Origin of the sequence: Paractinoplanes toevensis, from assembly GCF_018332695.1 — a bacterium.
GTDB classification, from domain to species: Bacteria; Actinomycetota; Actinomycetes; order Mycobacteriales; family Micromonosporaceae; genus Actinoplanes; species Actinoplanes toevensis.
This window is the reverse complement of the sequence record NZ_BOQN01000062.1, coordinates 39,383-64,893: the sequence shown is the minus strand read 5'-3', so window position 1 is coordinate 64,893 and position 25,511 is coordinate 39,383. Positions and strand designations below refer to the sequence as shown.

At 67.9% G+C, this 25,511-nt stretch carries 24 protein-coding genes and 1 pseudogene; 14 read left to right on the top strand and 11 right to left on the bottom strand.

The window, feature by feature from the left end:
* The first annotated feature begins 32 nt into the window (after nucleotides 1–32).
* Nucleotides 33–1,466 (top strand): class I adenylate-forming enzyme family protein, encoded by a 1,434-nt coding sequence (locus tag Ato02nite_RS24010; protein WP_213008853.1) that lies wholly within the window; start codon nucleotides 33–35, stop codon nucleotides 1,464–1,466.
* A 31-nt stretch (nucleotides 1,467–1,497) separates the two neighbouring features.
* A pseudogene (locus tag Ato02nite_RS24005) lies at nucleotides 1,498–2,148 on the top strand (glycosyltransferase family 2 protein); the annotation flags it as partial.
* A gap of 70 nt (nucleotides 2,149–2,218) precedes the next feature.
* Here the strand turns inward: Ato02nite_RS24005 and Ato02nite_RS53055 are convergent.
* Together Ato02nite_RS53055 and Ato02nite_RS24000 are read right to left on the bottom strand one after the other, a co-directional pair.
* Nucleotides 2,219–2,902 carry a DUF998 domain-containing protein gene (locus Ato02nite_RS53055; RefSeq protein ID WP_498371285.1) on the bottom strand — a complete coding sequence of 228 codons (684 nt, stop codon included), beginning with the start codon at nucleotides 2,900–2,902 and terminating at the stop codon, nucleotides 2,219–2,221.
* A 230-nt stretch (nucleotides 2,903–3,132) separates the two neighbouring features.
* On the bottom strand, nucleotides 3,133–3,735 hold the full coding sequence (locus tag Ato02nite_RS24000; protein ID WP_213008851.1) for a sigma-70 family RNA polymerase sigma factor: 603 nt from the start codon (nucleotides 3,733–3,735) through the stop codon (nucleotides 3,133–3,135).
* Between the two features lie 292 nt (nucleotides 3,736–4,027).
* Here Ato02nite_RS24000 and Ato02nite_RS23995 point away from each other — a divergent pair, with 292 nt between their 5' ends.
* Nucleotides 4,028–4,945, top strand: coding sequence for an oxidoreductase (locus Ato02nite_RS23995; RefSeq protein ID WP_213008850.1), 918 nt, complete (start codon nucleotides 4,028–4,030; stop codon nucleotides 4,943–4,945).
* A 483-nt stretch (nucleotides 4,946–5,428) separates the two neighbouring features.
* Here Ato02nite_RS23995 and Ato02nite_RS23990 read toward each other — a convergent pair whose 3' ends face one another.
* Nucleotides 5,429–5,896 carry a MarR family winged helix-turn-helix transcriptional regulator gene (locus Ato02nite_RS23990; protein ID WP_213008849.1) on the bottom strand — a complete coding sequence of 156 codons (468 nt, stop codon included), beginning with the start codon at nucleotides 5,894–5,896 and terminating at the stop codon, nucleotides 5,429–5,431.
* Between the two features lie 982 nt (nucleotides 5,897–6,878).
* Between Ato02nite_RS23990 and Ato02nite_RS23985 the strand changes: the two genes are divergently transcribed.
* Nucleotides 6,879–7,355 (top strand): hypothetical protein, encoded by a 477-nt coding sequence (locus Ato02nite_RS23985; RefSeq protein ID WP_213008848.1) that lies wholly within the window; start codon nucleotides 6,879–6,881, stop codon nucleotides 7,353–7,355.
* Nucleotides 7,356–7,447: 92 nt separating this feature from the next.
* On the opposite strand, the gene Ato02nite_RS23980 is transcribed toward Ato02nite_RS23985, so the two are convergent.
* Complete coding sequence (locus tag Ato02nite_RS23980; protein ID WP_213008847.1) at nucleotides 7,448–8,122, bottom strand: SDR family NAD(P)-dependent oxidoreductase; 675 nt, start codon at nucleotides 8,120–8,122, stop codon at nucleotides 7,448–7,450.
* A gap of 845 nt (nucleotides 8,123–8,967) precedes the next feature.
* Here Ato02nite_RS23980 and Ato02nite_RS23975 point away from each other — a divergent pair.
* Both Ato02nite_RS23975 and Ato02nite_RS23970 read left to right on the top strand, forming a co-directional pair.
* Nucleotides 8,968–9,732, top strand: coding sequence for a TetR/AcrR family transcriptional regulator (locus Ato02nite_RS23975; RefSeq protein ID WP_213008846.1), 765 nt, complete (start codon nucleotides 8,968–8,970; stop codon nucleotides 9,730–9,732).
* A gap of 29 nt (nucleotides 9,733–9,761) precedes the next feature.
* Nucleotides 9,762–9,980, top strand: a complete 219-nt coding sequence (locus tag Ato02nite_RS23970) for a hypothetical protein (RefSeq protein WP_213008845.1) — start codon at nucleotides 9,762–9,764, stop codon at nucleotides 9,978–9,980.
* Nucleotides 9,981–10,527: 547 nt separating this feature from the next.
* Here Ato02nite_RS23970 and Ato02nite_RS23965 read toward each other — a convergent pair.
* Together Ato02nite_RS23965 and Ato02nite_RS23960 are read right to left on the bottom strand one after the other, a co-directional pair.
* Complete coding sequence (locus Ato02nite_RS23965) at nucleotides 10,528–10,989, bottom strand: nuclear transport factor 2 family protein (protein WP_213008844.1); 462 nt, start codon at nucleotides 10,987–10,989, stop codon at nucleotides 10,528–10,530.
* Nucleotides 10,990–11,061: 72 nt separating this feature from the next.
* Nucleotides 11,062–11,508 (bottom strand): Rrf2 family transcriptional regulator, encoded by a 447-nt coding sequence (locus Ato02nite_RS23960; RefSeq protein ID WP_213008843.1) that lies wholly within the window; start codon nucleotides 11,506–11,508, stop codon nucleotides 11,062–11,064.
* A gap of 362 nt (nucleotides 11,509–11,870) precedes the next feature.
* On the opposite strand from Ato02nite_RS23960, the gene Ato02nite_RS23955 reads away from it, so the two are divergent.
* A complete protein-coding gene (locus Ato02nite_RS23955; RefSeq protein ID WP_213008842.1) occupies nucleotides 11,871–12,026 on the top strand; it encodes a hypothetical protein in 156 nt (51 codons plus the stop codon).
* Between the two features lie 248 nt (nucleotides 12,027–12,274).
* On the opposite strand, the gene Ato02nite_RS23950 is transcribed toward Ato02nite_RS23955, so the two are convergent.
* Together Ato02nite_RS23950 and Ato02nite_RS23945 are read right to left on the bottom strand one after the other, a co-directional pair.
* Complete coding sequence (locus tag Ato02nite_RS23950; protein WP_213008841.1) at nucleotides 12,275–12,493, bottom strand: zf-HC2 domain-containing protein; 219 nt, start codon at nucleotides 12,491–12,493, stop codon at nucleotides 12,275–12,277.
* Entirely contained in the window at nucleotides 12,490–13,146 is a 657-nt protein-coding gene (locus tag Ato02nite_RS23945) for an RNA polymerase sigma factor (RefSeq protein WP_246607355.1), read from the bottom strand. Before Ato02nite_RS23945 ends, Ato02nite_RS23950 begins: the two co-directional genes overlap by 4 nt.
* A 101-nt stretch (nucleotides 13,147–13,247) precedes the next feature.
* On the opposite strand from Ato02nite_RS23945, the gene Ato02nite_RS23940 reads away from it, so the two are divergent.
* The 4 genes from Ato02nite_RS23940 (at nucleotide 13,248) to Ato02nite_RS23925 (ending at nucleotide 16,578) form a co-directional block, all read left to right on the top strand.
* The gene (locus Ato02nite_RS23940) at nucleotides 13,248–14,117 is read left to right on the top strand and encodes an oxidoreductase (RefSeq protein WP_213008840.1); all 870 of its coding nucleotides are present in this window, start codon (nucleotides 13,248–13,250) and stop codon (nucleotides 14,115–14,117) included.
* A complete protein-coding gene (locus Ato02nite_RS23935) occupies nucleotides 14,114–14,581 on the top strand; it encodes a redoxin domain-containing protein (protein ID WP_213008839.1) in 468 nt (155 codons plus the stop codon). The genes Ato02nite_RS23940 and Ato02nite_RS23935 overlap by 4 nt, the downstream gene beginning before the upstream one ends.
* A 664-nt stretch (nucleotides 14,582–15,245) precedes the next feature.
* On the top strand, nucleotides 15,246–16,085 hold the full coding sequence (locus Ato02nite_RS23930) for an enoyl-CoA hydratase/isomerase family protein (RefSeq protein ID WP_213008838.1): 840 nt from the start codon (nucleotides 15,246–15,248) through the stop codon (nucleotides 16,083–16,085).
* A gap of 7 nt (nucleotides 16,086–16,092) precedes the next feature.
* Nucleotides 16,093–16,578: a winged helix-turn-helix transcriptional regulator gene (locus Ato02nite_RS23925; RefSeq protein WP_213008837.1), complete on the top strand. Its 486-nt coding sequence runs from the start codon at nucleotides 16,093–16,095 to the stop codon at nucleotides 16,576–16,578.
* A gap of 477 nt (nucleotides 16,579–17,055) precedes the next feature.
* Here Ato02nite_RS23925 and Ato02nite_RS23920 read toward each other — a convergent pair whose 3' ends face one another.
* A complete protein-coding gene (locus Ato02nite_RS23920; protein ID WP_213008836.1) occupies nucleotides 17,056–18,177 on the bottom strand; it encodes a lactonase family protein in 1,122 nt (373 codons plus the stop codon).
* Between the two features lie 233 nt (nucleotides 18,178–18,410).
* Here Ato02nite_RS23920 and Ato02nite_RS23915 point away from each other — a divergent pair, with 233 nt between their 5' ends.
* Together Ato02nite_RS23915 and Ato02nite_RS23910 are read left to right on the top strand one after the other, a co-directional pair.
* A complete protein-coding gene (locus Ato02nite_RS23915; RefSeq protein WP_246607354.1) occupies nucleotides 18,411–19,490 on the top strand; it encodes an MBL fold metallo-hydrolase in 1,080 nt (359 codons plus the stop codon).
* Nucleotides 19,491–19,989: 499 nt separating this feature from the next.
* A complete protein-coding gene (locus Ato02nite_RS23910; protein WP_246607353.1) occupies nucleotides 19,990–20,967 on the top strand; it encodes an SMP-30/gluconolactonase/LRE family protein in 978 nt (325 codons plus the stop codon).
* A 918-nt stretch (nucleotides 20,968–21,885) separates the two neighbouring features.
* Here the strand turns inward: Ato02nite_RS23910 and Ato02nite_RS23905 are convergent.
* Together Ato02nite_RS23905 and Ato02nite_RS23900 are read right to left on the bottom strand one after the other, a co-directional pair.
* Nucleotides 21,886–22,869: a zinc-dependent alcohol dehydrogenase gene (locus Ato02nite_RS23905; protein WP_213008834.1), complete on the bottom strand. Its 984-nt coding sequence runs from the start codon at nucleotides 22,867–22,869 to the stop codon at nucleotides 21,886–21,888.
* A 36-nt stretch (nucleotides 22,870–22,905) separates the two neighbouring features.
* Nucleotides 22,906–24,417, bottom strand: a complete 1,512-nt coding sequence (locus tag Ato02nite_RS23900) for a GMC family oxidoreductase (RefSeq protein WP_213008833.1) — start codon at nucleotides 24,415–24,417, stop codon at nucleotides 22,906–22,908.
* A gap of 148 nt (nucleotides 24,418–24,565) precedes the next feature.
* Between Ato02nite_RS23900 and Ato02nite_RS23895 the strand changes: the two genes are divergently transcribed.
* Nucleotides 24,566–25,498 (top strand): NADP-dependent oxidoreductase, encoded by a 933-nt coding sequence (locus tag Ato02nite_RS23895; RefSeq protein ID WP_213008832.1) that lies wholly within the window; start codon nucleotides 24,566–24,568, stop codon nucleotides 25,496–25,498.
* The last annotated feature ends 13 nt before the right edge of the window (nucleotides 25,499–25,511 follow it).

Genomic DNA, 25,511 nt, shown 5'->3' with positions numbered 1-25,511 from the left:
TGGCGCAAGGCCACCTTGAAAGGACCGCCCGGATGCGCGACGCGATCTGGCCCCAACCGCTGCTCGACACGATTGTCGCACGCGGTACCGAACCGCTGTTCGAGCTCGGCGACCGGATCGTGTCCGGGGACGAGATGACAGCGATGATCCGTCGCGTCGCGGCCGGGCTCCGCGCGGGCGGTGTCGGCCCGGGCGACGGTGTCGTATTGCACCTGGGTGTCAGCCCGGAGGCGTTCGCTGTGATCGTCGCGGCGTTCGCCGTCGGAGCCCGCGTCACCGGAGTGCGTGCCGATCAGCTCGAACACGTGCTGTCCACTTCGGGTGGCCGCCTGATCGACGAGTCCTCTTTGACCGGCTTGTTGACCTCGCCGGACGACGGACTGCCGTTGACGGCCGCTGGCCGGCCGGCGGCCGTCGCGTGGATCCTCTACACCAGTGGCAGCACCGGTCAGCCAAAGGGCTGCTGCCGGACGTACGCGGCGATAAGCCAGGGCTGGAACGCGTACCCCGACCGATGGCCGCCGGCGATTCGCGAGATCGCAAGTGGGCTCGGCCGATTCCTGGTGTTCGGCTCGCTGTCGAGCGCCGTGATGCTCGAGTACTCGGTGCTAGCGCTGACGGCCGGTGGCGTCCTGGTGGCGGCTGATCCGCCCATCTACCCGGAGGCGCTTTCCCGGCTGCAGGCCACGGCCGGTGTCATCACGGTGGGCCGGCTTCACCAACTGGTCCGGGCTCAACGCGAGCGGCCGGAGGACCTCAGCCGGTTGCGAGCGTTGATGGTCAGCGGATCTCCCCTCGAACCACGTCGACTGGCCGAGGCGCTCGAGGTGCTCGGTCCCGTGATCTTCCACGAGTACGGCCAGACCGAGACTGGTCCGATCGCCATGATCACACCTGCCGAGCTGACCGCCCGGCCGGACCTGCTGTCATCGGTCGGCCAGCCGCCGCCTGGCGTAGCCGTCGAGGTCCGCGGGGGTGAGCTTTTCGTGCGTACACCCGCTCAGGCTCAGTTCTATTGGGACGACCCGGCCGAGTCGGCCGAGGTGTTCGTCGACGGCTGGGTGCGAACCCGCGACCTCGCCGAGATCCGCCTGGACGGATACCTCCGGCTGTCCGGCCGAGCGCGCGACGTGATCATCGTACAGGCGGAGCTGGTGTACGCCGGGCCGATCGAGCGCGCGCTCGCATCCCACCGGGCGGTAGCGGAAGCTTACGTGATCGGTCGACCGGACGAGGACAGCGGTGAGGCCGTCCACGCGTTCGTGGTGCCGGAGCCGGGGCAGGTGCCACCGGTCGAGGAACTCCGTGCACTCGTCCGCGACCGGCTCGGCCCGAAAGCCGTCCCACAGACAGTGACATTTGTTGACGCCGTACCCCTTACGCCGAACGGTAAGCCAGACAAGAAGGCTCTCGACCCGTACCGGGCAACACCATCGTCACGGACGGGCCACGGCACCGCTCGTTGAACTTGCCCGATCCCCGTGCGACGTAAAGGCAGTGACGCTCCAACATGTGCGCCTGTCCATCGTCATACCGGTCTACAACGAGGAACGGTTCATCGGTCCATGCCTGGACGCGATCCTCGGCCAGAACGAGCGGGTGCACGAGATCATCGTCGTGGACAACAACTGCACCGACGGAACCAGGCGGATCCTGGACTCGTACGCGGACCGGATCCAGGTGCTGATGGAGCAGCGGCAAGGAGTGCAGTACGCCCGGAACACCGGGTTCGACGCGGCGACCGGAGATGTCATCGGGCGCATCGACGCCGACACACGCCTGCCGCCGGATTGGTCCCGCTGTGTCCGCGAGGAGTTCGCCGACCCATCCATCGATGCTGTGACCGGCTCGGTGCGCTACTACGACGTTCGCCTGGCGCCACTGCTTGGCTGGGTCGACACGCTGTTCCGGCGAGCGTGGAGCCGGCGGCGGATCGACTGGTTGTTCGGCGCCAACATGGCGATCCGCGCGGACGGATGGTGCCGAGTGAGAGAGTCGCTGTGCGCCCGGCCGGACGTGCATGAGGACATCGACCGCGGTATCCACCTGTACGGTGCGGGCGGGCGTATCGCCTTCGTGCCAGGTCTGCGGGTGTTCACGTCGGCTCGCCGTATCGCCAACCGGTTCCGAGACTTCCGCCGATACGCCTTGATGGGTGAGCGAAGCTATCGGATGCATCGCGATGTCGCCTCGCCCTGCGCCTATCCGCGGTCGTGGCTCACGGCCCGGCTCCATCTCGGGCTGCATCCCGTGCTACGCCTGCTGTACGCGCTGGCTCAGGCCGATCCGTGGGCGACGCTGCGGCGGGACGACGGCCGGAAGAACCCCATGCAGCCCATCCGCTGACCGCACCGATCCAGCCCAGCCCAGCGAACAGGGCCACTCTCTCGAACAGACCACTCGGGCTTCCGCTGAGTACGCCGTTCGCGTCCAACGACACCAGGACGGCCCCCGCGGCGAACGCCACGGCCATCAGCGCCGCAGTGACGAGGCCGGCCACCGGTGACCGGCGAAAGGGCAGCGCGGTGCGGAGTGCGATCACTCCGCCGATTCCGGCACCGGCCAGTCCTAGAGAGAGAACCTTGTGAACCAGGCCGTGCAGGCTGTGCTCCGCTGGCAGGCCCGGCGGATATCCGATGCCGGCGTCGGTGCGGAACAGCGCGATCAGGACCAGGTCCACCCCGCAACCGAGCAAGAGCCGGAAGCCCCACCGACTCACCTGTGACCGCAGGCCCAGTCCTGCCAGGAACAGCCAGATCCCGACGGTCGCCAGATTCAGCGCACCGGCCCACCCGCCGGGGCCGAGCGACAACTGGCTGATCCAATGACGGTTCGCGTCGTACCCGGGCCGCAGCGCCCCGGCGACGGCGACGAACACGATCATCTGTACCGCTGCCAGCACTCCGAACGCGGCCAGCCACCGCGGAACCCGCCCGGCCGGCTCGCCGTGAGCGAGACACCGTGCGCTGGTCGGCGTCCGCGTTCTCGCCACGATTTGTCGCCTTGACCTGCAAGCCCCAGTGCTCACTGTTGACGGCTGCTGTGACGGCTCCGGCAGCGACGGCGCGTCCGCCACGGGCCGGCCGTGAGGCCGTTCCGGGGCCTGTTTTCCCGCAACGGATCCGCGTTCCGTCACCTGTCACTCACACTCAACACCGCGGTACGCAGCGCCCGGACGGCGTAGTGGGCTCGCGATTTCACCGTACCGACCGGAACACCGAGCTCGACGGAAAGCTCGTCCGCGGTCCGCCCGCGCAGATAAATCTCAGTCAGCACGACGCGATGCGCCTCGCTCAGCGCGGCGTAAGCGCGCCGCAGCTCGTGCGTGGCGAGCGCCATGTCGATGGCGTCGTCGGTGGTGGGCTTCGTCGTCATGTCCGGCATACCGATCTCGACCGGCCGGGTGTTCCGCATCCGGAGCGAGTCGATCGCGGTTCGTCGCGCGACCGTGAACAGCCATCGGCGCGCATTCTCCGTCTCGCTGGGGATCATGTGAATGTTCCGCCAGGCACGCAGCATGGTCTCCTGGAGCAGGTCTTCAGCAGCTCCCGGTTCGCTGCGCGTGAGGGTGCGGATGAAGCGCAGCAGCGGACGCGAGTGCGTCTGGTGGAGATGGTGCATGCGCACATGGCGAGCGTTGCCGGTCGGGGCGAAAGGGCCGCCGGCGGGCAGGGTGATGCCGGTCGTCGCTTGCTGGAGCATTCGAGAAACCACCTGGTAGGAAACCGGAAACATGGGGGCACGGGTGGCGCCTTGCCCATGGAAATTGCGCTCGGATGCGCATGACCGAACGTAGGTCGCAGCACTTGCCGACCGGTGGGGCTTTCACCGGCATCGCACTGACATCCCAGTGGCGCGTCGGGCGATCGTGCGCCGGTTCGCAGAAGTCGTCGGTGAGGATCACTCGGAGTTCAGGCCGAGCTACCTGAGGTCATTCGTAGCGATGTGACATCACCGTTTGAACCATGTGCGCCGCGGGCCGACGTATGCGGGGAAACCGATCGACACCCCGAGATGGGAGCCCAACGTGGAAGCGGCCCGATGGACTGTTCAGGACGTCCCTGACCTGAGCGCGAAGGTGGCCGTCGTCACCGGAGCCACCAGCGGCATCGGGCGGGAGGTCGCGACCGCGCTGGCGGTGCGGGGCGCTTCCGTGGTGCTGGCTGTCCGCGACATCAACAAGGGCCACGCGGTGGCGGATCGGATCAGGGCGCTGCGAGCCGGCGCCGACGTCACGGTGCAGCGGCTCGACCTGGCGTCGTTACGGTCGGTCCGCGACGCCGCCGGTGCGTTGCGGGCGCGGCACCGGCGGATCGATATGTTGATCAACAACGCCGGGGTGATGTTCACGCCGCAGCAGACCACCGAGGACGGGCTGGAACTGCAACTGGCGGTCAACTACTTCGGGCCGTACGCCCTGACCGGCTTGTTGCTCGACCACCTGGTCGAAGCGCCAGGGTCGCGGGTCGTCACCGTCAGCAGTCTCTTTCACCGCAACTCGGGGATCAGCGTGGGGGATTCACTGTCCCCTCACCCCTACCGCCGGATCCGCGCGTACGCGGACTCGAAGCTGGCGGATCTGCTGTTCACCTACGAGCTGCACCGGCGGCTGGCGGCGGCGGGCGTAGGCACGATCGCGGTCGCCGCCCATCCGGGTATCACCCGCACCCAGCTAGCCCGGAACTCACCCGCGGCTCTGCGGTGGCTGGTCCGGGCGTACGAATTGTGGGCAAATCAGACACCGGCGATGGGAGCGTTGCCGGTGCTGCGTGCGGCCACCGATCCGGCGGTATCTGGTGGCCAGTACTACGGGCCGGGGCAGCGGGGCGGGTTTCGGGGCCACCCGGTGCTCGCCTCGTCGAGCGGGCGTTCCCACGACGCCGCGCTTCAGCGGGACGTATGGAGCGCAGCGGAGCGACTGACCGGCGTTACTTTCCCGGTCTGACCCCGTTCGACGATCGCCGGTGACGAGCCGTGCCGCTTGTTCAGATGTGGGTGGTGCCGACACACCGAATCTCCGACCGGGTTACGAACAGCTATAGCTGGTCCCGGCGTGGTTTGCCGACAAGCTCATCGGCCCCGCTCCGGGCGCGGGGTCCACCGGAACGGCGCGGCGATTCCCATCGGGAACCGGCGTGCCGCGCTGCACGGCGAAAGGCTGGCGCTGGCATGTCCGTGCTTCCGGACGCTCCCTTCCCACACGCGCTCGTCGTCCGTGGCAGCGTCAACGTCGGAGGTGTCGGAGCCCTGGCTGTGCGCGACGGGAGTCGGCGGTCGGCGCGTCACTGTGGTCGTCGCAGTTTCAACTGCTGGTTTGGGAGATGAAGCCGAACTGTGGTGGCGTGATCGTTGGTCGGCGACCATGAAACACCACCCGGTCTGGGCGAGGGGACACCCGGCTTAGCTTGCATCCGCCCGCATCCTCGGGTCAGATGTCGTCAGAGTCGTCGTCCATGCCCTCGGCGATCGCGGCAAGAACTTGACCGCTCCCGCTGACCGCTCGGGGAGCCACGTGATCGAGTACGCGGCGGCGGGCACTGGCCAGGTTGGTCGGGTAGGCGTCCCGCAGACGTTCGAGTCCGGCCGGCGTCAGGGTCGCGATGAATCCGCGGGTGTCGGCCGCGGCGCGGCGCTTGGTGACCAGGCCGCGGACCCGCATGTCCTCGACCAAGCGGCTGATGCGGCTCAGCGACAGGCCGGCGGCCAGTGCCAGCTCGGTCAGTCGCATCTCCTGGTCCTCGGCCTCGGAGAGGTTCATCAGGGTGACGTACTCGGAGAGCGACACCCCGGTCGACCGCACCAAGTCCTCATCGAGAAGACGCGGTAGCGTCGCGACGATCCGGAGCAGGGATCGCCACAGTCGTTCTTCATCGGCATTCAACGGGGCAAGGCTCACGCCGAAACGATAACGTGTCGATCGTCTCGAAGATTCCGCCGACCCGCAGCGGGAGGGATTGGCGATCACCCAGGCGCGCGTGCCGCCCGGGCGGCAGCCCTGGCCGGCTTCTACCGCACGCTGCTGGACGGCGGGCTGACGTTGATCGTGATCAACAACGTCCGGGACGCGCCACAGGTGGCGGACCTGCTGCCCCGACCGCCAGCTGCCGCACCATTATGACCAGCCGCTGTCGGCCGTCGGCACTGCGGGCTGCAGCGGGGCCTCGCCTGTTCTCGACCGAACTTCCTGGCCAGGGCAGGCGCGGGCCCACCTCACCTTCTAGCTCGGCGGGACCGGGCAACCGCCGAGCCCGAGGCCGATGGAAGCTATCATCCAAACGTTGGGACCGGCGGCCGCTTGCCGGGCCATCGTCGGCGTCCGTGCCGCGACCTACCCGCGTCTTTTGCCGCTGCAGCGGGGACACCACATCACTGTGTCGTCGGCGGCAAATGTGGCGGCCCTGAAGAAGCCTGCTCAGCCCAGGTCATGCTGTGGGAGTCGGTCGATGCCCGTCTGGTCCGGGGGACCGCCCCGGCTACTTCGAGTGGCACAAGCCTGTCCGCCTGTTCGCGGCCAAACCGCGTGAACAACTTGAGCCCCGTGGCCGAGCACCACCAGCTGATGTAACGGCAGATCCACTACTTCTGGCTTACTGCCATGGGTTGCCTCGCTCAGCCTCCGGCCGTATCTCGTGTCACCGCCGGCCACCTCTGCCGCCCGAACGCCACCCTGCAAAGCCTCGCCGACCACCGGGCGGCCCACCGACCAGCTGTGGCTGCACTTCGATCTCGGGCCCACGGCATCGGACATCAGTGCTTCGCGGCCGTTGCGCGGCGTCGCCGCGACCTTGAAGGCGGGGCGTGCTGAACTCGGCTTGCGACCGCGCGAAGTACATGGGTGAGTGGCTCGGTAGGAGCCTCGCACGAGCGAAAGGCCGGATGTGTCGTCGTGGGAAGGTGAGCTGTTCTCGGCCGTCGCGCTGGTTCTTGGTGGGCTGCTGACGCTGTCGGGTCAGCGGATGTCGGATCGGCGCCGGGACCGGGAACAGGACCGGGCGGCCGCGTTCGAGCGGGCACAGGCGCGTGCCGCCGACCAGCGGACCAATCTGTACGAGATCCAGGATCACATGATCGACCTCAGCGACGCGGTTTTCGCGCTGAACCGGCCGGGGGAGTCACAGGCGTCCCGGGAGGCTTCCCTGGCCTCGGTCTCGCATGCTACCCATCGCCTTCGCGCGCTGGTGGAGCGCGTCGCCCGGTACGAGATCCGCGACATTCTCGGCCGTTATCTCGAGGTCAAGGAGGCCGAGCTGCGGGCGGCGTCCGAGTCGGATCGCCGGGTGGTGGGGGTGCGGTCGGCGGCGGTCTTCGCCGAGGCGCAGAAGCTGATCGGTTCGGAGGTCCGGGATCTGGGGTAGTTCCGCGAGTTACCGCTTCCGACCGGCGCGTCCGCCGCCGACGACCTGGTGTGCTGATAGAGGCGTTCGGCCCGCCGTTGTGCCCAAGCCATTCAGCGCAGCAATGTTCCTCCGTCGACGACCAGCACCTGTCCGGTGAGGGCCTCCGCCGCGTCGCTCGCCAGGAAGCCGACGGTGGCGGCGACGTCGTGCGGGGTGAGCGGGCGGGGCAGCGCCTGGGTCGCCTGGGCGGCGGCGAATGCCTCGTCGGGCTGGTAGGCGGTCGCGCCGGTTCGGGTGAGCCCAGGGGCCACGGTGGTGACCGTGACGCCGTTCGAGCCGAGGGAAGTCGCCAGGGAGCGGGCCAGCGCGGTAAGCGCGCCCTTGCTGGCGATGTATCCGAGCAGGTCGGGGCTCGGAGGCTTCCAGATCGTGTCGGACGTGACGAAGACGATCCGCCCGAAGTGCCTCTCCCGCATGCCGGGCACGAAAGCCTGGCTCAGGAGCAGAGCGGATTCGACGTTGACCGCCTGAACCCGCCGCCACACCGACAGGTCCAGGGAATCGAGTTCCACCAGATCGGTGGCGGCGGCCGCGTGGACGAGCACGTCGACGCGGCCGTACTCGGCGAGAATCTCTGCGGCAGCCGTCCGCACCTGTTGTTCCGAGCCGAGGTCGCAGGAGATGTCGCCAGCGCGGTCGACGACGACTACCCGATGGCCCCGGTCGGCCAGTTCGCGCACGATCGCGCCGCCGATGGCGCCGGCGCCGCCGGTCACCACGGCCACGCGGGAAGTTGATGGGTCTGACATACCTCACCTCACATTTGCTTTTGCAAGCAATGTTATGGCTTGTCGTGAGTAGGGCAATGTCAGAAGCACCACAGCGTCCGGCTACAACCCCCACGTCCCGTACCGCTTGGCGGATCTCCTCGGCGGCGACTGGCGACTTGGGGGCGGCGTCGGCGTAGGGCAGCCAAATGTAGGCGTGGCCCGACCCCGGCCTCGATCGGTACCGCCGCGGCGCCGACCAGTTGACGGACACTGCCGGTGTAGGTTGACGGTCCGCCGCAGGGACTTCGGTGGTGCTTCCGTATGCGATCTGGAAGACGCAGCCGATGAGCGTCGGATCCCGCCCGAACTCGGCCACCTGCCGGATTTGGTCCAGCTCACTACGGACGGCCGCCGAAGGATGGAGCTGGGTGGCCGTCCGTCGGTCCGTGGGCCACCCAACGCAAGGCCGGACGGCTCGTCCGGCCGGATTGGCGGCACGCAGCCGGTCGGCTTGGGGTCGATCCGGGCGGCAGCGACGCGGAGCCGGCAAGGCGGCGGTGACACCAGAGCCGGTGCGGCCCTGGGCGCGGCAGCTGGTGAGGGCAGCGGAACCGTGGATGCGTGTAATGACCGACGAGTGTCGAGAGTCACGGGATCGGAACCCCGCACAGCCGAGGCCAGATCGAGGAACTCGTCGAGGGCCGCGCAGCGATCGGCGAACGGGCGGGCCGTGGTCGCAGCGAACTCGTCGATCGACCAGCCGACACCCAGCCGACACCCAGCCCGGCGACGAACCAGCACCCGCCCGCGCGCCAAAGCGATCACGTCGTGGTTGTAGTCGTGGCTCCGTATGGCGGAAGGTGGACGCCAGTTTCACGGACACGCTTGCTCTTCGATTCGAGGCCGATCGGGGAGACCGGCCCGGGCTGGGTGATCGGCGCGTTGACACGCCGCTCGTCGCTGCTGAAGATTCATTCATGTCGCCCGTGGTTGCCCCGATGACGCCCTTCTCCTCGCACAGCCGCCGCTCGCGGATTCTGTTCGCCGCGCTTGAGTTGTTCAGCGAGAAGACATTCGGCGGCACGGCGATCCCGTCCATCGCCGAACGGGCCGATGTGGCCGTGGGGACGATCTACCGGTACTTTCCGAACAAGGAGTCGCTGGGCGAGGCCGTCTTCGTGGCCGGCAAACAGGCGCTCATCCGGGCGGTGCTGACCGACGAGGTGCGCGAGGCCCCGCCGGAGCAGGCGCTGCGTCACATCTGGCACGCGTTGGTGGCCTTCGCGACCGACCACCCGGCGCTGTTCGCCTTCATGGAGTTCCAGATGCATGCGGGATACCTGGGAGCCGAAGCCGCCGCGGTGTTGCGGGAACTCCATTCAGGGCTGGTGGCGGTGATCAGTGCCGCGCAGCACGCCGGTGTGGTGCGCGAGGGGGATCCCCTGATGCTGATCTCCATGGTCTTCGGGTCGTTCGTCGGGGCCACCAAGTACGCCGCCACGCTCGGACTCCCGCTGACCGACCTCGACCTTCCGACGATGGAGCGGGCGGCCTTCGCGCTGTTGGGGGTGCCGGCCGGCGGAACCAGCGGATCGCCTGCGGCCCAATCGTCGGAATCGGACTGACCACATGAACTTCGGGCCCCAGGATCACCGTGGGACTGCTGAGTCGGGCTGAGTCATCTGCGCTTCTCGCGGGCCAGATCGGCGAGCCGCGCCTCGCGCGCGAATCGCGCACGGTCGAGCGCCTTGGCACGCACGCCTGCGGCTACCCGTCGCTCCTGCGCGTCATGGCCAACCGGATCGCAGGCAAGGCACATCTGCCGCTTGCCGAGGCCGGACGGGCATTCGTCGCGGAATTCACGTCACCGTAGGCCACCCACGCCGACCGCCTCGAGGCGGTCGAAACGGGCCAGGCGGCCGTTTCAAACGGCTCCGGTGCCGGGAGGCGGCCGCGTTTCGCTTGCTCACGGCGCTGGACTAGCCGACATCCCGATCATGACGGCGGCCGCTGCGCTGGATGTCTGCACCGACCAGGCCACCCGATCTTGGCCGCCCTCCACCACCTGTATCTGCTCGACGGCTGCGGGTCTGACCACTACCGTTTCCAGCCGATCGTCCGGACTTCGCGCGGCGCCTCTCGCAATGAGTGAACAGCGTGACCGATCGCGAGACGGTGCTGATCCGGACGGCCGAGTCCACCGGCACATGATGGGGGACGCCTTGGCCGCGCTGGAGGACAAGCCGACACCAGCGAACGGCCAGCGGTACCCTTTCCAGCAACCGACGTGGCCCGGATCGGGCAGGAAGCGGAGCCCCAGAACAGCCGCCTCATCGTCCGGCAAGCCGGCGGGCTCGGCGGCACAATGACCGCGGTGCCGCCCGGGGTGAACACTCGGGCGGCACCGGCAGAGTCTGGGCTCAGAAACTCTGGCCGCTCAGCGCGTTCAGGAACACCTGCGGGTTCCAGTACTCGCGGTAGTTGATGATCTGACCGTCGCGGAAGGTCACGAAGGTCGCGTACCTCATGTTGTACGGGTTGCCGTTGGTCAGTACGGATCCGGTCACGCTCCACTCGGCGATGGCCGTGTTCTCGTCGTCCGTCGGGTAGATCTTGAGCGTGGGGATCTCCTTGACGTCGATGAGGTCGGGGTAGCCGCGCAGGTATTCGTAGAGGGCTTCCCTGCCTTCGAAGCGCGACGGGGAACCCTCCGGGGCGAACGGGAATTCGGCGACCACGTCCTCCGCGCACAGGTCGGCCCATCCCCGCATGTCCTTGGCGAGGAACGTGTCGAGGCTGCGCTTGAGGAGGTCCGCGGCCGATGTGGGGTTGCTCATCATGACTCCGGTGTTCGAGGGGTAGCCCGGGACGGGCACCTGCATGCTCGAACTATATCAGTGTGTAAGTGACACACTTACATTTCGGCCCGAATGTTTCCGTGGTCAGAGTCACCCTCACCACTCGAGGGGCATGGTGAACTTGCCGAGCCGGGCGACCTCGGCGCCGAGGTCGGCGATCGTCACGGCGGCCAGTTCCGCTTCGAACGCCTTGCGGGCGCGGTCGAGCACCGGCTGGAGAGCGCCGAGGATGTTGCCGCCGACCGAGCAGTCCTGCTGTGGTGGCGTGCGGTGCACCGCGACCAAGGCGCCGTCTTCGACCGCCTCATACACGTCCAGCAGTCGGATGCTCTCGGCGGGTCGAGCCAGCCGGGCGCCGCCTCCGGCGCCCAGTTGAGAGGTGGTCAGGCCGGCGCCGTTCAGTCGAGAAAGCAGTCCGCGGATGACCGCCGGGCTGGTGTTGACCGAGTACGCCAGATCTTCCGAGCGCAGGGGCTTGTCTCCACTGACCCCTAGGGCGACCAGCGTGTGAACGGCAACAGCGAATCGAGTGCTCGTGGGCATGGCGGTCCCTGCTGGCGCGTGACGACGGAATGTCGCTCCCTACCGTAGCCTCCCGGGCGGCGGGCCGGCCGGATCGAACCTCCAGGCCTGCTCCCGTGTAGTTGTCGCAGAGGGCCGCAGCGACATACCAGCGTCTATATTTGCTTGCGTAAGCAAATGTCGATGAGTGTATCGGTCAGCGACGACGAGGAGCGAAAGGAATGTGCGCGCTCTTCTCATCGGTGGCACCGGCTTCATCGGTTCCACCGTTCTCCAGCATTTGCTCACCGTCAGGCACGCGGTGGGCGCCGTCGTCCGCAGGCCGAGGCCGCGAAGGCGATGACCTAACTTGGCGCCGAGGGGCGGCGGGTGAGGTCACCGATATGGCATGGCTGGGTGGGCTGTTCCGCGAGGTCGCGGCGGTCGTCACTGCCGGCACCGCCCCGGCCGGTGAGGAGACTGTCGTCGACGCTGCCATCGGCGTCCTCGCCGGTACGGACAAGTCGTTCGTGCACCGGTGGGCTCTGGGACGTCGGTGAGAACGCCCGTGACCGCACGTTTCCGGCGGCCCCGGGCTGCGTGCATCGCGCGCACGGACTGCCGTCGGGCTGGGGGATCTGGTTGCTTCACCAGTCCAGTCCACCGAGCCCGGCGGCGGAGATCGTGAAAGGTGACCGCGGGCAGTGCCTACCGGAAGAGACCTTCGACAAGGTCCCCGAGCTCAGCCCGGGTACGGACAGGGTCGGGGCCGGTCGTCCGAGTCGCCCGCGTCCCTCCAGGCCCGCGTTTAGCCTGAGATCAGCTCGAGCAGGCCCTCGAAGTCGGTCAGGCATGGCCCGCAGCTTCGGAGGTGGACGTCGATGCCGGGGTAACGGGCGCGGGCATCCTCGGGATCGGCAGCGTGTAGGTCGGCATATACGTGCAGCATCTCGATGACTTCTTCGCATCCGACGTCACGCGGGTCGGTGCGCAAGAAGGTGTCGAGGTCTCCAACCCGGCCTTTCATCGATCCTCCGGTAGGTAGCCCTTGATGACCAGTGTCTTGCGTAACCTACGGCGGGCGTCGAACAGCGTCTTATAAATCGCGTTGCGGTTGGTGTCCAACTCGATGCACAGCACGTCGAGTGGCCGGCCGTCGAGCACAACGGCCTTGAAAACGCGTCGTTGATGTTCGGTCAGCTCATTTTCGATCGCGAAGCGAGAAGCGGCGAGCAAGTCTCGCCACTCGGCCTCTCGTTCGGCCGAGAGACCGAAAGTGTCCGGTATTCGTTCCCAGTCGGATTCGTCGAACGGTGTCAGCGGTTGTTTCGTCCACGTGTGCCGGGCGATCTTGGCCGAGACCTCCAGGACGACGAACTTGTACGCCCAAGTGGTGAATCGGCTCTCACCCCGGAAGGTGGACAACTTCCCGAGAATGGCGAGCATCGCGTCGGCCGCGACCTGGTGGGCGAGGTCGTCCGCTTCGACGCCGACGATCGCTGGCCGCCTCGACCGCCGATTCACCTCGGCCCGCGCGGCCCGTAGCAGGAGCGCGTGCAGCCGCGCGTGCGCGTCATCTCGAACAGTGCCCTGAGCGCCGAGCTCGGTGAGCCATTGCGCAGAGGTGTCGTCTAGTGGCACGAGCACCAGCGTACGAAGTCGATAGCCGCGCAGCTGCATCGCCCGTCCTTTGGGAGTCCTACCTCGCTGTGCGCGGCGTGACCCGCTGCTCGACCGCCACCCGGCCAGTTACTATGCTTGCACAAGCAAAGGAGGTTGAGATGGAGACGTTCACCATCGCTCGGCACGTCGTCGATCGCGTGGGTTTTGGCGCCATGCAGCTCGCCGGGCCGGGAGTGTTCGGGCCACCCGCAGACCGGGACATAGCGCTGGAAGTCCTGCGCCGGGCCGTGGAGGGTGGCGTCAACCACATCGACACCGCCGATTACTACGGGCCGAGGGTCGTCAACGAGCTGATTCGCGACGCTCTGTACCCGTACCCCGAGGATCTCGTGCTGGTGAGCAAGGTCGGTGCCCGTCGGACACCATCTGGTGGCGTCGTCGCCTGGGATGACCCGCGAGCACTACGCCAGGGGATCGAGGACAACCTGACGGTCCTTGGCGTCGACCGGTTGGCCGCCGTGAACCTGCGGGTGATGGGCGGCCGCGGGGCCGACGCACGATTCGCCGATCAGGTTGAAGTCATGGCGCAGGCCCGTGACGACGGGTTGATCGACGGCGTCGGTCTGAGCAACGTCTCGCCCGAGCAGCTGCTACTGGCTCTGACAATCACCGAAGTTGTGTGCGTGCAGAACTCGTTCGGCCTGCTTGAGCGCGGCTCGGACGCGGTGCTGCGGCTATGCGCGGATCGGGGCATCGCCTTCGTGCCGTTCACTCCCCTGGGATTTCCGGCAAGCCAGCGGCAGTCGATCGTCGCGCATCCCGACGTACGCGACGTGTCCCGCCTTCTGGGCATCAGCCCGGTGCAGGTGGCGCTGGCTTGGGTGGCCGGCGCGGCTCCGAACGTCCTGCTCATCCCCGGGACATCGAGCCTCGGGCATCTCGCCGAGAACTTGGCTGTCCGCGACATCACGCTCGATGACGCCAGCGTCGAGCGATTGAACCGGGCCTTCGGAGTATCGCCGTCATGACAATGCTGCATCCCGGCGATGAGTTCCCGGCCGTGACCCTGAGGCTGCCCGACGGTGCCTCGCTGCAGCTACCCGGTGCGCTCGAGGGCGACATGGGTGTCGTCCTTTTCTACCGGGGCGCCTGGTGCGCTGACTGCAACGTGCAATTGGCAGCGTTTCAGCAAGCTATGCCCGAGCTGACCGCCGCAGGCGTCCGGGTGTTCGCCCTCTCCGTCGACGGTGAGCCGGTCACGACCACGATGGTTGCAGCGTTGGGGCTGACCTATCCAGTCGGACACAGTGCCAACACCATCGAAATAGCCGAGCTGACCGGCGCATTCGACAACGACGATCCCCGGTACCTCCAACCCGCCGGCTTCCTCATAGACCCCACCGGCCACCTTCTCGTCAGTGTCTACGCCAGCGGCACGGCGGGCCGGCTTACCCCTGCCGACGTGCTGTCAGCAACGGCAGCAGCCGGTTGAAGGACACTCATGACATCCGACACGGTGCTCGATTCCTACAACGGGCCTGGATACCGCGTAGTCGCCAATGCCGCGCATTTGACGGAACTCGACGGGGTCTTCCGCGCGTCGTTTGCGGCTCAACCGTCCGCCGAAACCCGGATCGGCGTCGAGACCGCAGTCCCTACGTAAGAACAGGCTCATCCGTCGCTGACAAGCAAGCTCGCAGCACTTTCCACGCCTGAGCTTCTCGGCGACCCCGGCAGTCGCGGCGCCGGCCGGGACTTTATGAGGGTGGCATCCCGCTCGACGCCAGGCGGCACGTCTCGGTGGACTCGGCGATCGAGCAGCCGACACCAAGCCTGCGATCAACCGCCAGCCGCTGTACCCGTCCAATGCGAAGACCGTCTTCCCGGGGCGGGCCGGAAGGTGCGGAGGTGGACCATCGGGCGTCGCTCAGCCGAAAGTGGACTCCGGGTGACTTCGGCCTCGTTCTGACCGAGAAGGCAGGTTTTCTCAGCGCAGTAGCCTTCCACCGCATACGCCGAGGGTGACGAGCGTGTTGACGCCGCGAAACGCGTACTGATGTACATGGCGTCGACGGTAGTTCCTCGTTGTCTTACCTGCGTGCGGGCATCGTCACCCTGACTACCTTTTTGGAAGCCAGCCTGGTTAGCTCAAGACCATGACAAGCACACAATTCGAGGTCGACGAGATCTCCTCCGCGTACTGGCGCATCTCATTCGCCAATGGCCCGCTCAACCTGCTTGACGAGAACACCGTCGTCGAGCTCGCCGGACTGCTGACCCGGATGGAGCAGGAACCCGCGTTGACCGTTGCGGTGTTCACCAGCAGCAACCCGGACTACTTCATGGCGCACTGGGACGTGCGCTCGGGCCGCGATCGCATCGCAGCGCTGCCGCCCACGCCGACAGGACTTGACCCCTACCTCGACAATCTCATCCGACTGAGCCGCCTGCCTCTGCTGACTGTCTCGGCCGTGCGCGGCCGGGCCCGCGGAGCGGGCAGCGAATTCGTACTCGCCACGGATGTCCGGTTCGCAGGTGACCGTGCGGTCCTCGGCCAGTTCGAGGTCGCCGCAGGAGCGGTGCCCGGTGGCGGCCCTATGGCACGGCTGCCTCGACTGGTCGGCCGGGGCCGGGCCCTGGAGATCCTGCTGGGTGCGGACGACTTCCCGGCCGGCGTGGCCGCCGCGTACGGCTACGTCAACCGTGTCGTCCCGGACGCCGAGCTCGACGCCTTCACCGACGCGTTCGCCCGCCGCGTGGCTGGCTTCGACAAGACCGCGGTCCGTGAGACCAAGGAGCTGGTCGATGTGGCTTCGCTGCCGCCGGAAGCCGAGTTTCCGCCGGGCCATCAGGCGTTCGGCCGGAGCCTGCGACGGCCTGGCATGCAGGAGCGTTTCGCCCGGCTTTTCACGGCCGGTTTCCAGCAGCCCGGCAACTTCGAACTCGACCTGGGGGCTCGCATCGCTGGAACACCGGTCGAGCCCACCGAAGTATGACGCGGCCGTGACTGCCCGCAAACCGTATGTTGCGCCCGACGCGCTGTGCTCCATCGAGCGAAGCCTCGCAGTCGTGGGAGAGCGCTGGAGTCTGCTCATCCTGCGGCAGGCGCACTCCGGCACCACCCGATTCGCCGATTTCCAGTCCGCGCTGGGCCTCTCGCCGCAGGTCCTCACGGCGCGACTGACGACCCTGGTGGCCGCTGGTGTGCTCGAACCTCGCGAGTATCGCGTGGCGGGTGCGCGCACGCGGGTCGACTACCACCTGACCGTTGCAGGGCGTGAGCTGCGCCTGGTACTCGGGGCCTTGCAGCAGTGGGGCGACGACCATTTACGCTCGCCGGGGGACCCGCCCGCATATGGCCGTCGTCGCGTCGCCGACGAGCGCCCGGTGCGAGTCGCCTTCGTGGCCGAGGACGGGCGCACTGCCGCCGTCGATGAGGTGAGCATCGCCGCCGACCCTGACCGCACGTTCGTCAAAGGCCTGCGGTGAGTGGTACGACATGCACACCAAGCCAGCACCGATGCGGCCAAGGCGGCCAGCCCAAGGTGAGCTCGGAGAGGTAGCCACGTCGGCGACCGTTCGTCAACGCTTTGCTGCTCGGCCGGGACGCCTCGGGGCGCACGCCCACCAAAGGGGCTGGTGTGCTTCCGGACCTTCCATCGTCGAGTAGCCGATCCGACGCACCAGACCGTATGGCCCGGAGGTGGCGGCATAACGACGAGAGCCGGCACAAGGGGCCGGACGAGCGTCTACTGGTCAGAGCTGATGCCGGGAGACCGATGCGGAGCCGGCGTGGCCGTTCTCGTTCGGCCGCCCTGCAACTACAGGGCAGAGATCCATCCGGCCTGCCGGCCGCCTTCGGCCAGCACGTGGTTTGGTCGGCACGTGGTGCGACTGAAACTGTCCGACAGGTGCCGTTGCTGGTAGGGGCCGCATCTTCCGATGCGGCCCCTACCGCGGGCCGGGTCAGAAGGCGGCAATGCCCTCAGAGTTGGCGCCGCCCGGCACCGTCGTCGAGCTCGCACGGTGCAGCCGTCCGTCTCGGGCGATGGTGAACTTGGTGACTCCGTCCGTGCCGCCGCCGGTCTGGGCGTACAACGTCCGCCCGTCGGGGGAAACAGTGGCGTCGACGGCACCGGGACCGTCGGTGGCCTCAGCGCCCAGGCTTTCCAGCGAGCCGTCCGCGCGGGTGCGGAAGGCGCTGATGGTCGCTGAGCCGGCGTTGGACAGGTAGAAGACGCCGTTCACGCCCACGATCCAGCACGTCGCTGCGCCACCCGTCGGGGACGAGGACAGCGCAGTGAGCCTGCCGTCGTGATGCACGGAGAAGGTGGCGGCGGCGTTCGGGCCGGCTTCGGCGACGACGGCGTGACCCCAGCGGTCGAAGGCCGCCGCGAAGGGAACAGCGCCCGCTTCGACGTTGTGCGCCGCGGCGAGCGTCAGCCCGCCGGTGTGGTCCACGCCGAAGGCGAGGATCTCGTTCGTGTTGGCCTTGGTGGTGATGAGCAGATGCCGGCCGTCGGGGGTGAACGCGACTTGCCCGGCGGAGTGTGTGAACTCCGGGGTGGCGGTGGCGTCGAGGCCGAGCGAGCGGTGCCACGACGGCACCCGCACCAGGCGGTCCCCGATGCGGCGGAAGCCCTGGACCGAGCCGCCGTCGCGGGTGTTGAGGACGTAGACCAGGTTGCCGTGCACGGCGACACTGGTCGGGAAGACCCCGCCGGATCCGGTCACTTGCAGCCGGGTGAGTCGGGCACCGCGTACGGCGAAGACGGTGATCGTGTTGCTTCCGGCGTTGACCGCGTAGAGCAGGCCGTGTTCCCGATCGAGCGTGAGTGAGCCCTGCGAGGCGAGGGGGTCGGCGGCCGCTCCGGTCTGAAGACCGCCGCGGCCGCCGGTCGAGTACGTGGCGAGCGCGTGAAGGTGCTCGTCGAAAGCAACGATCGAGTTTCCGTCCAGTGCGTTGGTCTGGACGAAGACCCCACCTGCCGGGTGGTGCCTGGTCGACGCCGAGGCCGGCCCGGCGGTGGTGGCCGTTGCGGCCAGGACGGCGCCGGCGACGGCAGCGGCGCGAGTGGTGTTGTTCATCGGTCTGCTTCCTGAGTCATCGGTGTTCCTCGGACGCGTGTTGGTGTCCGGGCACTCAGAGGCTCTTACGGCACGTAAGCCCTTGGTAAGACTCGTCACGGAGTACCGACGGTCGCGGCCGGCTTCGGGCCACTTCGACTGTGACCAATGGAACGACTTGCTTGCGAAAGCAAATCAGCGTGCTTACGGTGACTTCAAGTACGTGAAGAGACCAGTTTCGAAGGAGTCCAGGGATGGACAACAGCACACGCCGAAGCTTCCTTGCCGGCGCCGCAGCTTTGGCCGCGGCCCCCGTGGCCGGCTCCGCCGCGGCGGCCCTCGCCACGCCCGCCGCCGCATTCGCTTCGGCCGGGGCAACTGCCGAGGACCCGAACGACCTGCCGGACTACGCGCCGATCCCGCCGTCATCGCTGGGGAAGCCGGTCAACAGCCTGGGCTACGCGGTCGGAAAGGTCAGCCGCAATCTTTACTTCGTCACGGACACCGACTACCTGTCCGCGTTCATCGCCACCCGCGACGGGGTCGTCCTGCTCGACGCCCCACCGACCCTCGGGCACAACATCCAGCGCGCGATCGACGAGGTCACCAAGCCCCTCGGCCTACCCAACAAGGTCACACACCTCATCTACACGCACCATCACTCGGACCACGCCGGCGCTTCTTCCATCTTCGGCAAAAACATCGCCCGTATCGGCCACAGCGAAACCCGCCGACTGCTCAAGCGCGACAACGACCCCAAGAAGCCGGCGCCGGAGGAGACCTTCGACGACCACCGCACGTTGCACATCGGCGGTGAGCGCATCGAACTTCACTGGTTCGGCGAGAACCACACCCCCGACAACATCTATATCCACCTGCCCGGCCACGACGCGCTCGTCCTAGTCGACATCGCCTACCCCGGCTGGGTCCCGTTCTCCAACCTCAATCTCAGCGAGGATGTGCCAGGTTCCGTCGCCGCATCGGCGAAGGCGCTCGAGCTTCCCTGGAAACACTTTCTCGGGGGGCACCTGGGCCGTGTCGGAACCCGGCGGGACGTACAGCTCCACGACGCGTACATGGCCGACCTCAACATCGAGGTCCGGCGGGCACTGACCACCGTCGACCCGACGCCGTTCTATGCCAAATACGGCGCCAACGCTTGGGCGGCGGTGAAGCATCACCTCAACTATGTTTCCTCCGTCGCGGCGGAGCCGGTAATCAAGAAGTACCTCGGCCGGCTCGGCGCGGTCGATGTCAACACCGAGTCGATTGCGTTCGCGTTGCTGGAGTCTGCCCGGCTCAACCAGGGCTTCGAAATGAGCGTCCACGACTGACGACTCGTCGATGATCGGCGTCACCGGCGCGACGAGCCCGGTGGCGCCGACAGGGTTGGAACCCCGCGCGGCCCGCCTACGCAAATTGGTGTTACTTCGTTGCCGCTGGCGCTCCGCGAAACGTCACTCGACCGAGGCGTACGAGCTTGCAAACGGGGACCGGCCGTCATATGTCGGCGGCCAAATGGGCGCTGCGGGTTGCGCCGCGGTGACCGCTCCGAGATGTGCTGCTCAGCCCGGCATAACGGCTGTGCGCCCTCGATCGCGCAAGCCCCATTGACTCTGGGATACGTTGCCCGGCGATCCGGCAGTCGTCAATGCGGCCGTGATGCAAATCCCCAGCAAGGCCGTGCCGGCTACGCCATCCGCTGGCGTAGCTGTCGTTACACCGGCCCGGCGCTGGAGTACAGGCTGTCCCGCCCAGCCTCTGGCGTAGGGCTCGCTCGCAGCGGTGCCCGCAAAGACCGCGAGTTCCGTTCCATCAATGACTGGAGTAGACGTGTCCAGCAAAAACAGAAATCCTCGAATCGCTCGGTTGCTGCAGGGTGCGGTGGTGCCGGTACTGGCGCTCGGATTTCTTGGTGCCTCAGCGGTGCCGGCTCTTGGCGCCGCGGCCACCATCGCTACCTACAGCGTGGTCGGGGTTCCCCGGGTTATCGGCCTGCCAGGGGCCACGTCCGCCGAGGGCGTAGCCGCTGGCGCGGGGCCGACCTTCTACGCGACTGATCTGTTCAACGGCGACATCTTCCGCGGCGACATCCGTAGCGGAGCCGTGGAGAAGTTCATCGACGCCCCCGATGGAAGCCAGGCGGCTGGCTTGAAGGCTGACGTCCGCCACGGTTTGCTCTTCGTCGCCGGCAGCTTCAGCGGCCAGGCGTACGTCTACAACCTCCGTACCGGCGCCCTTCTAGCGACCTACCAACTCGCCCCAGACGGCGATCTCATCAACGACGTGGCGGTTACGGCCGAGGGCGCATGGCTCACCGACTCTGCAGAGGCGAAACTCTTCTTCATTCCCGTCGACGGACACGGCAGGCTAGGCGCTGCCCGCACGCTGATGGTCACCGGACCGGCCGCAGACACAAGCGGCACAGTCAACCTCAACGGGATCGTGGCCGCACCCGACGGCCGCACGCTGATCGTTGCCCACACCCCCACCGGCCGGCTCTACAGGGTCAACCCGGCTACCGGCGCCAGCGACGAGATCCAAGGCATTGATGTACCCAATGTCGACGGTCTCGTGCTTGACGGGCACCGGCTGTGGGCGGTACGGGCTGCCGACAACCTGATAGTGCGATTCCAGCTGAACAGCAGCCTGACCCAAGGCGTGCAGACCAAGGTGATCAGCAGCCCTGCCTTCGGCTTCCCCACCACCGCCGCATTGTTCGGCGACCGCCTCGCCGCGGTGAACGCGCATTTCGAGTCCGGCATCCCATCAACCTCGCCCACCTACGAGGTAGTCGTCGTCAACTCCTGACAGTGACGGCACGACCGTGGAGTTACGGCGATATCTTGCCGTGGCCCCACGGTCGTGCCGAGCGCCTGCCAGCCGCAGCGGCGGTATGCAGGCGCACCTCCGAAGGCACGATGAGACAATGAGTAACGCATTCCCGGACGACTGAATGGTCGGCGCCCCGGGCAATCCGACGCGAGTTCGTCGCGACGCGCGAGAGGTTCTCTCAAGTGCTCACCTAGCCGTCCCTCCAGGAGCAGGAGCGCAGGCATCGAGGGCGCTTTCACCGCGACCGAGCCAGCCGCATGCGAGGCCGTCGATCAGGACGACCAGCGCCTGGAGGGCCACCGCGCACCATCAAACTGCCTAGTCGTTTCGGCCCTTCGCGGGCTCACTGCCACCCGTCGTCGCGGTGGCGACGACGCAGGCCTCTGGGGGAAATCGGCGGTGGCCGGAGCAGCGTCGTTGGATGCCTGCTCGAGCAGCGCGTCCGCGCCGATCCGGTAGGCCACGTGGATTTGCTGCGGGCCCTGCATTTCAGGAGGGACCCGCAGCCGGTGCGCCAGGGGTAGTCCGGTTCAGGTGGTGCTACCGAAGCTGCGTCACCATGTCGAGTATTCAGCGGATTGCACCAGACGGCGCGGGCAAGCGTGGCGGAACGGAGCTGCCATATCGCCGCCCAGCCGTGCTGCCTAAACCTATGCACGCCGACTGCGGCACCGATCGTCGTGATCGTGCAGCTGCAGCACGGGATCAGGCGTCACCATGCCTTCCGTTACGAGGCTGGTGATCGAGCCGTGCCTCATGTCGAGTCGGCGGTCCTGGGGGTGGAGGCGACGGTCGGGCGCAGGCGCGCGGGTGTCACGGCCGCAGCGACCGGCCGTGACACCCGCGTGCCCGCGTTTCCGTCGCCGCCGCTACCCCCGTGATGCCGGGCCGGCCTCACAGCGCCGGATCGACCAGGACCTTCATCGTCGACGCCTGACGCAGCGAGGCGATGGCGTCCAGGGCGCCGGAGAGCGGCACCACCTCGGTGGTCAGGTCGGCCACCGGCAGCCGGTTGTCGGCCAGCATCGGAATGACGTCGTCGAACTCGGAGACGTACGTGAAGGAGCCGCGAACCACGAGCTCCTTAAACAGGATGGTAGCGGGGTCAAGTCCGGAGCCCGGCCCGGCGCCGACGACCACGAGCGTCCCGCGCGGCTCCAGCGCACCGACGGCCTGCCGGGTGGCGCCGGCGTTGCCCGAGCACTCGATCACCGCGTCGACGGCAAGACCTTCCGGCATTTCGGCCGGTGAGAGGACCTCGTCCGCTCCCGATGCGGCTCCGAACCGGCGCCGCTCGGGCGAGGGCTCGGAGAGCACGATCCGCCCCGCACCGGCTTGCCGCAGCAGGCGGATCACGAGCTGACCGATCGGGCCACCTCCGGTGACCAGGATCGTGCGCCCTCCGACATCGCCGGCGAGCCGTACGGCTCGCAGTGCGGTGGCGGCGGGCTCCACCCACGCGGCCTCCACGCGGCCCATTTCTTCCGGAATGACCCGCAGCGTGGATGCTGCGAGCAGCAGCCGCGGGGCCAGACCGCCGTCCTGCTGCATGCCCACCGCAGTCTCCTGGGTGGCGCGTACGCAGTGGTTGAACTGGCCCGCGCGGCACCAGCGGCAGGTGCCGCATATGTTGCCGTTCGGGTTGATCGCGACCCGCATGCCGGGCCGCCAGCCGCTGACACCCTCGCCGACGCTGCGGACCCGGCCGGCCACCTCGTGACCCAGGATGTGGCCGGCTGTATAGACCTCGAGGTCGGCGGCGTGCAGGTCGCTACCGCAGATGCCGGTGAGATCGACGTCGACGAGAACCTTGCCGGGCGTCGGCTCTGGTTCCGGGTGCTCGGCGAGAACGGTTCGACGGCCGGACGTGAACAGCACGGCCGGCATGGTTCGGGTAGGGGAGCTCATCGATGGTCAGGACCCGTATTCGAGCCGGGCGATCCGCTCGGCGATCATGATGGTGGTCAGGTTCGTGACCGTCGACGGCACCTCGGGGATGATGGAGGCGTCGACGACACGCAGCCCGCTCAGGCCCCGGACCACACCACGCGCGTCGACCACTGCCCAGGGGTCCTGCGGGCCGCCCATAGGCACGGTCGAGGTCGGGTGGCCATACACGGCGAGGTTGTCCCGGATCACCTGGGCGAGTGTGTCGTCGTCGGAGACCGTATCGCCGGGCACCAGTTCGCCGGCCGAGTACGGCGCGAACCGGTCGTTGCGTCCGATGGCCCTGCTGAGCTTGACGCCCTCCAGCATGCGGCGCCGGTCGCGCGGCGTGGCGAGATAGTTGTTGTCGATGATCGGCGCCGCCTCGGGGTCGCGGCTCGCCAGTCGCAGCGTGCCGCGGGACTCGGGCTGCACCACCGATACGGCGAAGACGATGGCCCCGCCGGTCGGGCTGTACGAGCCGGGCATCAGGTGGGTGGCGGTGATGTGCAGGTCGAGTTCATCCTCGGCGGCCTCGCTGGAGGCGATCCACAGCAACGCCCCTACGGCCGGTGACATCTGCAGGTGGTCCGGCGCCAGCGCGTACGCGTTGTAGTAGAAGGGCTGGTCGTGCAGGCGCTTGCCGACCGGCAGGTCGGCGACCGTGCTGATGCCCAGTCCCGCCAGGTCCGACGCAGGGCCCACGCCGGAACGCAGCAGGACGGCCGCGCTGCCGTATGTTCCCGCGGACAGGATGACCTCGCCGGCGCGCTGCTCCGTGCCGTCCGCGGTGCGGACACCTACCGCACGGGCGCCTTCGAACAGCACGCGGTCCACGGTGATGTCACCGGCGATGGTGAGGTTGGGGCGTCGACGTACGGCTTCGGTCAGGTAAACCAGCGAAGTGTTCTGCCGGACGCCGTCGAGCACGGTAAGCGGGTAACCGCCCGCGCCGGCCGGGTCGTCGCCGTTGAAGTCGCTGACCCGCTTGAAGCCCTGAGCCACCGACGCCTCGACGAAGCCTCGGAGCCCCGGCGTCAAATCGGCGTCCGTGCGCTGGCGCACCGGTAGCGGCCCGGTACGGCCGTGGAAGCGGTCGTCGCCGGTGGGAGTGTTCTCCATCGCCCGGAACGCGGGTAGTACGTCCGCTTGCGACCACCCGTCGATGCCGTAGCGGCTCCAGCGGGCGAAGTCCTCGGCGCGGGCCCGGATGGCCACCCCGGCGTTGACTGCCGAGCTGCCACCCAGGACACGGCCGCGTGGGGTCGGAATGGTGGGGGAGCCGGTGCCGCCGCGCGCGGTGTAACCCCAGTCGTGGGCCGGGTCGGCGACGACGTCGGCGTTGCGCAGGCTTTCCGGGTACGCCCCGGGCGCATAGGCCGTCCCCGCCTCCAGCAGCAGCACACGCCGCCGCGGGTTCTCGCTGAGGCGGGCTGCGAGCACGGCACCGGCCGACCCGCCCCCAACCACGATGACGTCGGTGGATGCGTTCTCCGACATGACGCACGTCCTCTCTTGTGGCAGACCTTCCCGCAGAGTAATCCTAATGCTTGCGCACGCAAGTGACATGGATCTCCTTGGTTTTTCATTGCTTGAGCAAGTAACTGCTGCCTATGTTGGCCGCATCCACAACGGATCGGAGAGGGTCATGAGAGCCATCCAGCAACGGCAGTTCGGCGATCCCGCCGTGCTCTCGGTCGCGGAGGTCAGAGAGCCGGAAGCGCGACCCGGTCGGGTCCGGGTCCGGGTGAAGGCAGCGGCAGTGAATCCGCTCGACCTCGCCATACGGTCCGGGCGTTTGCAGGCCGCTTTCCCGGATCTCGCGCCGCCGTTCGTCCTGGGTGCGGATTTCGCCGGAACCGTCGTCGATGGCGACGGGCCGTTCCGCCCGGGAGCCCGGGTAGCTGGGCTTGTCCCGTGGCTTGCCACCCACGAGGGCGTGTACGCCGAGGTTATTTCTGTCGACCCCTCTTGGCTCGCCGAGGTTCCCGCCGGGCTGGACGACGTGCTCGCCGCCGCGGTGCCGCTCGGCGCCGAGACCGGCACGCAGGCCGTGGACCTCGCGGGCATCTCCGCGGGTCAGACAGTGCTGATCACGGGTGCGAGCGGGTCGGTCGGCGGCTTCGCCACACAGCATGCCGTCGCGCTCGGCGGCCGCGTCGTCGCGGTGGCCTCGGCGGGCGACGAGGACTTCGTCGCCGCGCTGGGCGCCCACGTCGTCCTCCGGCGTGACGGCGGCCCGGAGAAGTTGGTGGCGGCGGCCCGTGCGGCCGTTCCGGAGGGCTTCGATGCCGTCGTCGATGTGGCGGGAACGGGCGGCGACCTGCTGCCGGTGGTCCGCGACGGCGGCGTCTTCATCGCGGTGAGCGGACCGGAACAGCCTCCTTCGCGACCCGGCGTCCAGGCGCACCGCTTACACGTCCAGCCGCGCGGCGACCAACTCGCCGGCATCCTCGCCGACCTGGCGGCCGGCCGCGCTGTCACGCGGGTCGGTCTTGTCCTGCCACTGGAGGAGGCAGCCGAGGCCCACCGCAGAGCCGAACGTCGGGACATCCGGGGCAAGATCGTCCTCACCCTATAACACATGCATGAGC

Bases quoted from the DNA above. Each gene is read 5' to 3' on its own strand.
- Ato02nite_RS24010 (WP_213008853.1), top strand. From the start codon at position 33: ATGCGCGACGCGATCTGGCCCCAACCGCTGCTCGACACGATTGTCGCA.
- Ato02nite_RS23930 (WP_213008838.1), top strand. From the start codon at position 15,246: ATGACAAGCACACAATTCGAGGTCGACGAGATCTCCTCCGCGTACTGG.
- Ato02nite_RS23955 (WP_213008842.1), top strand. From the start codon at position 11,871: ATGGCATGGCTGGGTGGGCTGTTCCGCGAGGTCGCGGCGGTCGTCACT.
- Ato02nite_RS23965 (WP_213008844.1), bottom strand. From the start codon at position 10,989: ATGCAGGTGCCCGTCCCGGGCTACCCCTCGAACACCGGAGTCATGATG.
- Ato02nite_RS24000 (WP_213008851.1), bottom strand. From the start codon at position 3,735: ATGTTTCCGGTTTCCTACCAGGTGGTTTCTCGAATGCTCCAGCAAGCG.
- Ato02nite_RS23935 (WP_213008839.1), top strand. From the start codon at position 14,114: ATGACAATGCTGCATCCCGGCGATGAGTTCCCGGCCGTGACCCTGAGG.
- Ato02nite_RS23940 (WP_213008840.1), top strand. From the start codon at position 13,248: ATGGAGACGTTCACCATCGCTCGGCACGTCGTCGATCGCGTGGGTTTT.
- Ato02nite_RS23915 (WP_246607354.1), top strand. From the start codon at position 18,411: ATGGACAACAGCACACGCCGAAGCTTCCTTGCCGGCGCCGCAGCTTTG.
- Ato02nite_RS23900 (WP_213008833.1), bottom strand. From the start codon at position 24,417: ATGTCGGAGAACGCATCCACCGACGTCATCGTGGTTGGGGGCGGGTCG.
- Ato02nite_RS23950 (WP_213008841.1), bottom strand. From the start codon at position 12,493: ATGAAAGGCCGGGTTGGAGACCTCGACACCTTCTTGCGCACCGACCCG.
- Ato02nite_RS23960 (WP_213008843.1), bottom strand. From the start codon at position 11,508: ATGCCCACGAGCACTCGATTCGCTGTTGCCGTTCACACGCTGGTCGCC.
- Ato02nite_RS23920 (WP_213008836.1), bottom strand. From the start codon at position 18,177: ATGAACAACACCACTCGCGCCGCTGCCGTCGCCGGCGCCGTCCTGGCC.
- Ato02nite_RS23895 (WP_213008832.1), top strand. From the start codon at position 24,566: ATGAGAGCCATCCAGCAACGGCAGTTCGGCGATCCCGCCGTGCTCTCG.
- Ato02nite_RS23945 (WP_246607355.1), bottom strand. From the start codon at position 13,146: ATGCAGCTGCGCGGCTATCGACTTCGTACGCTGGTGCTCGTGCCACTA.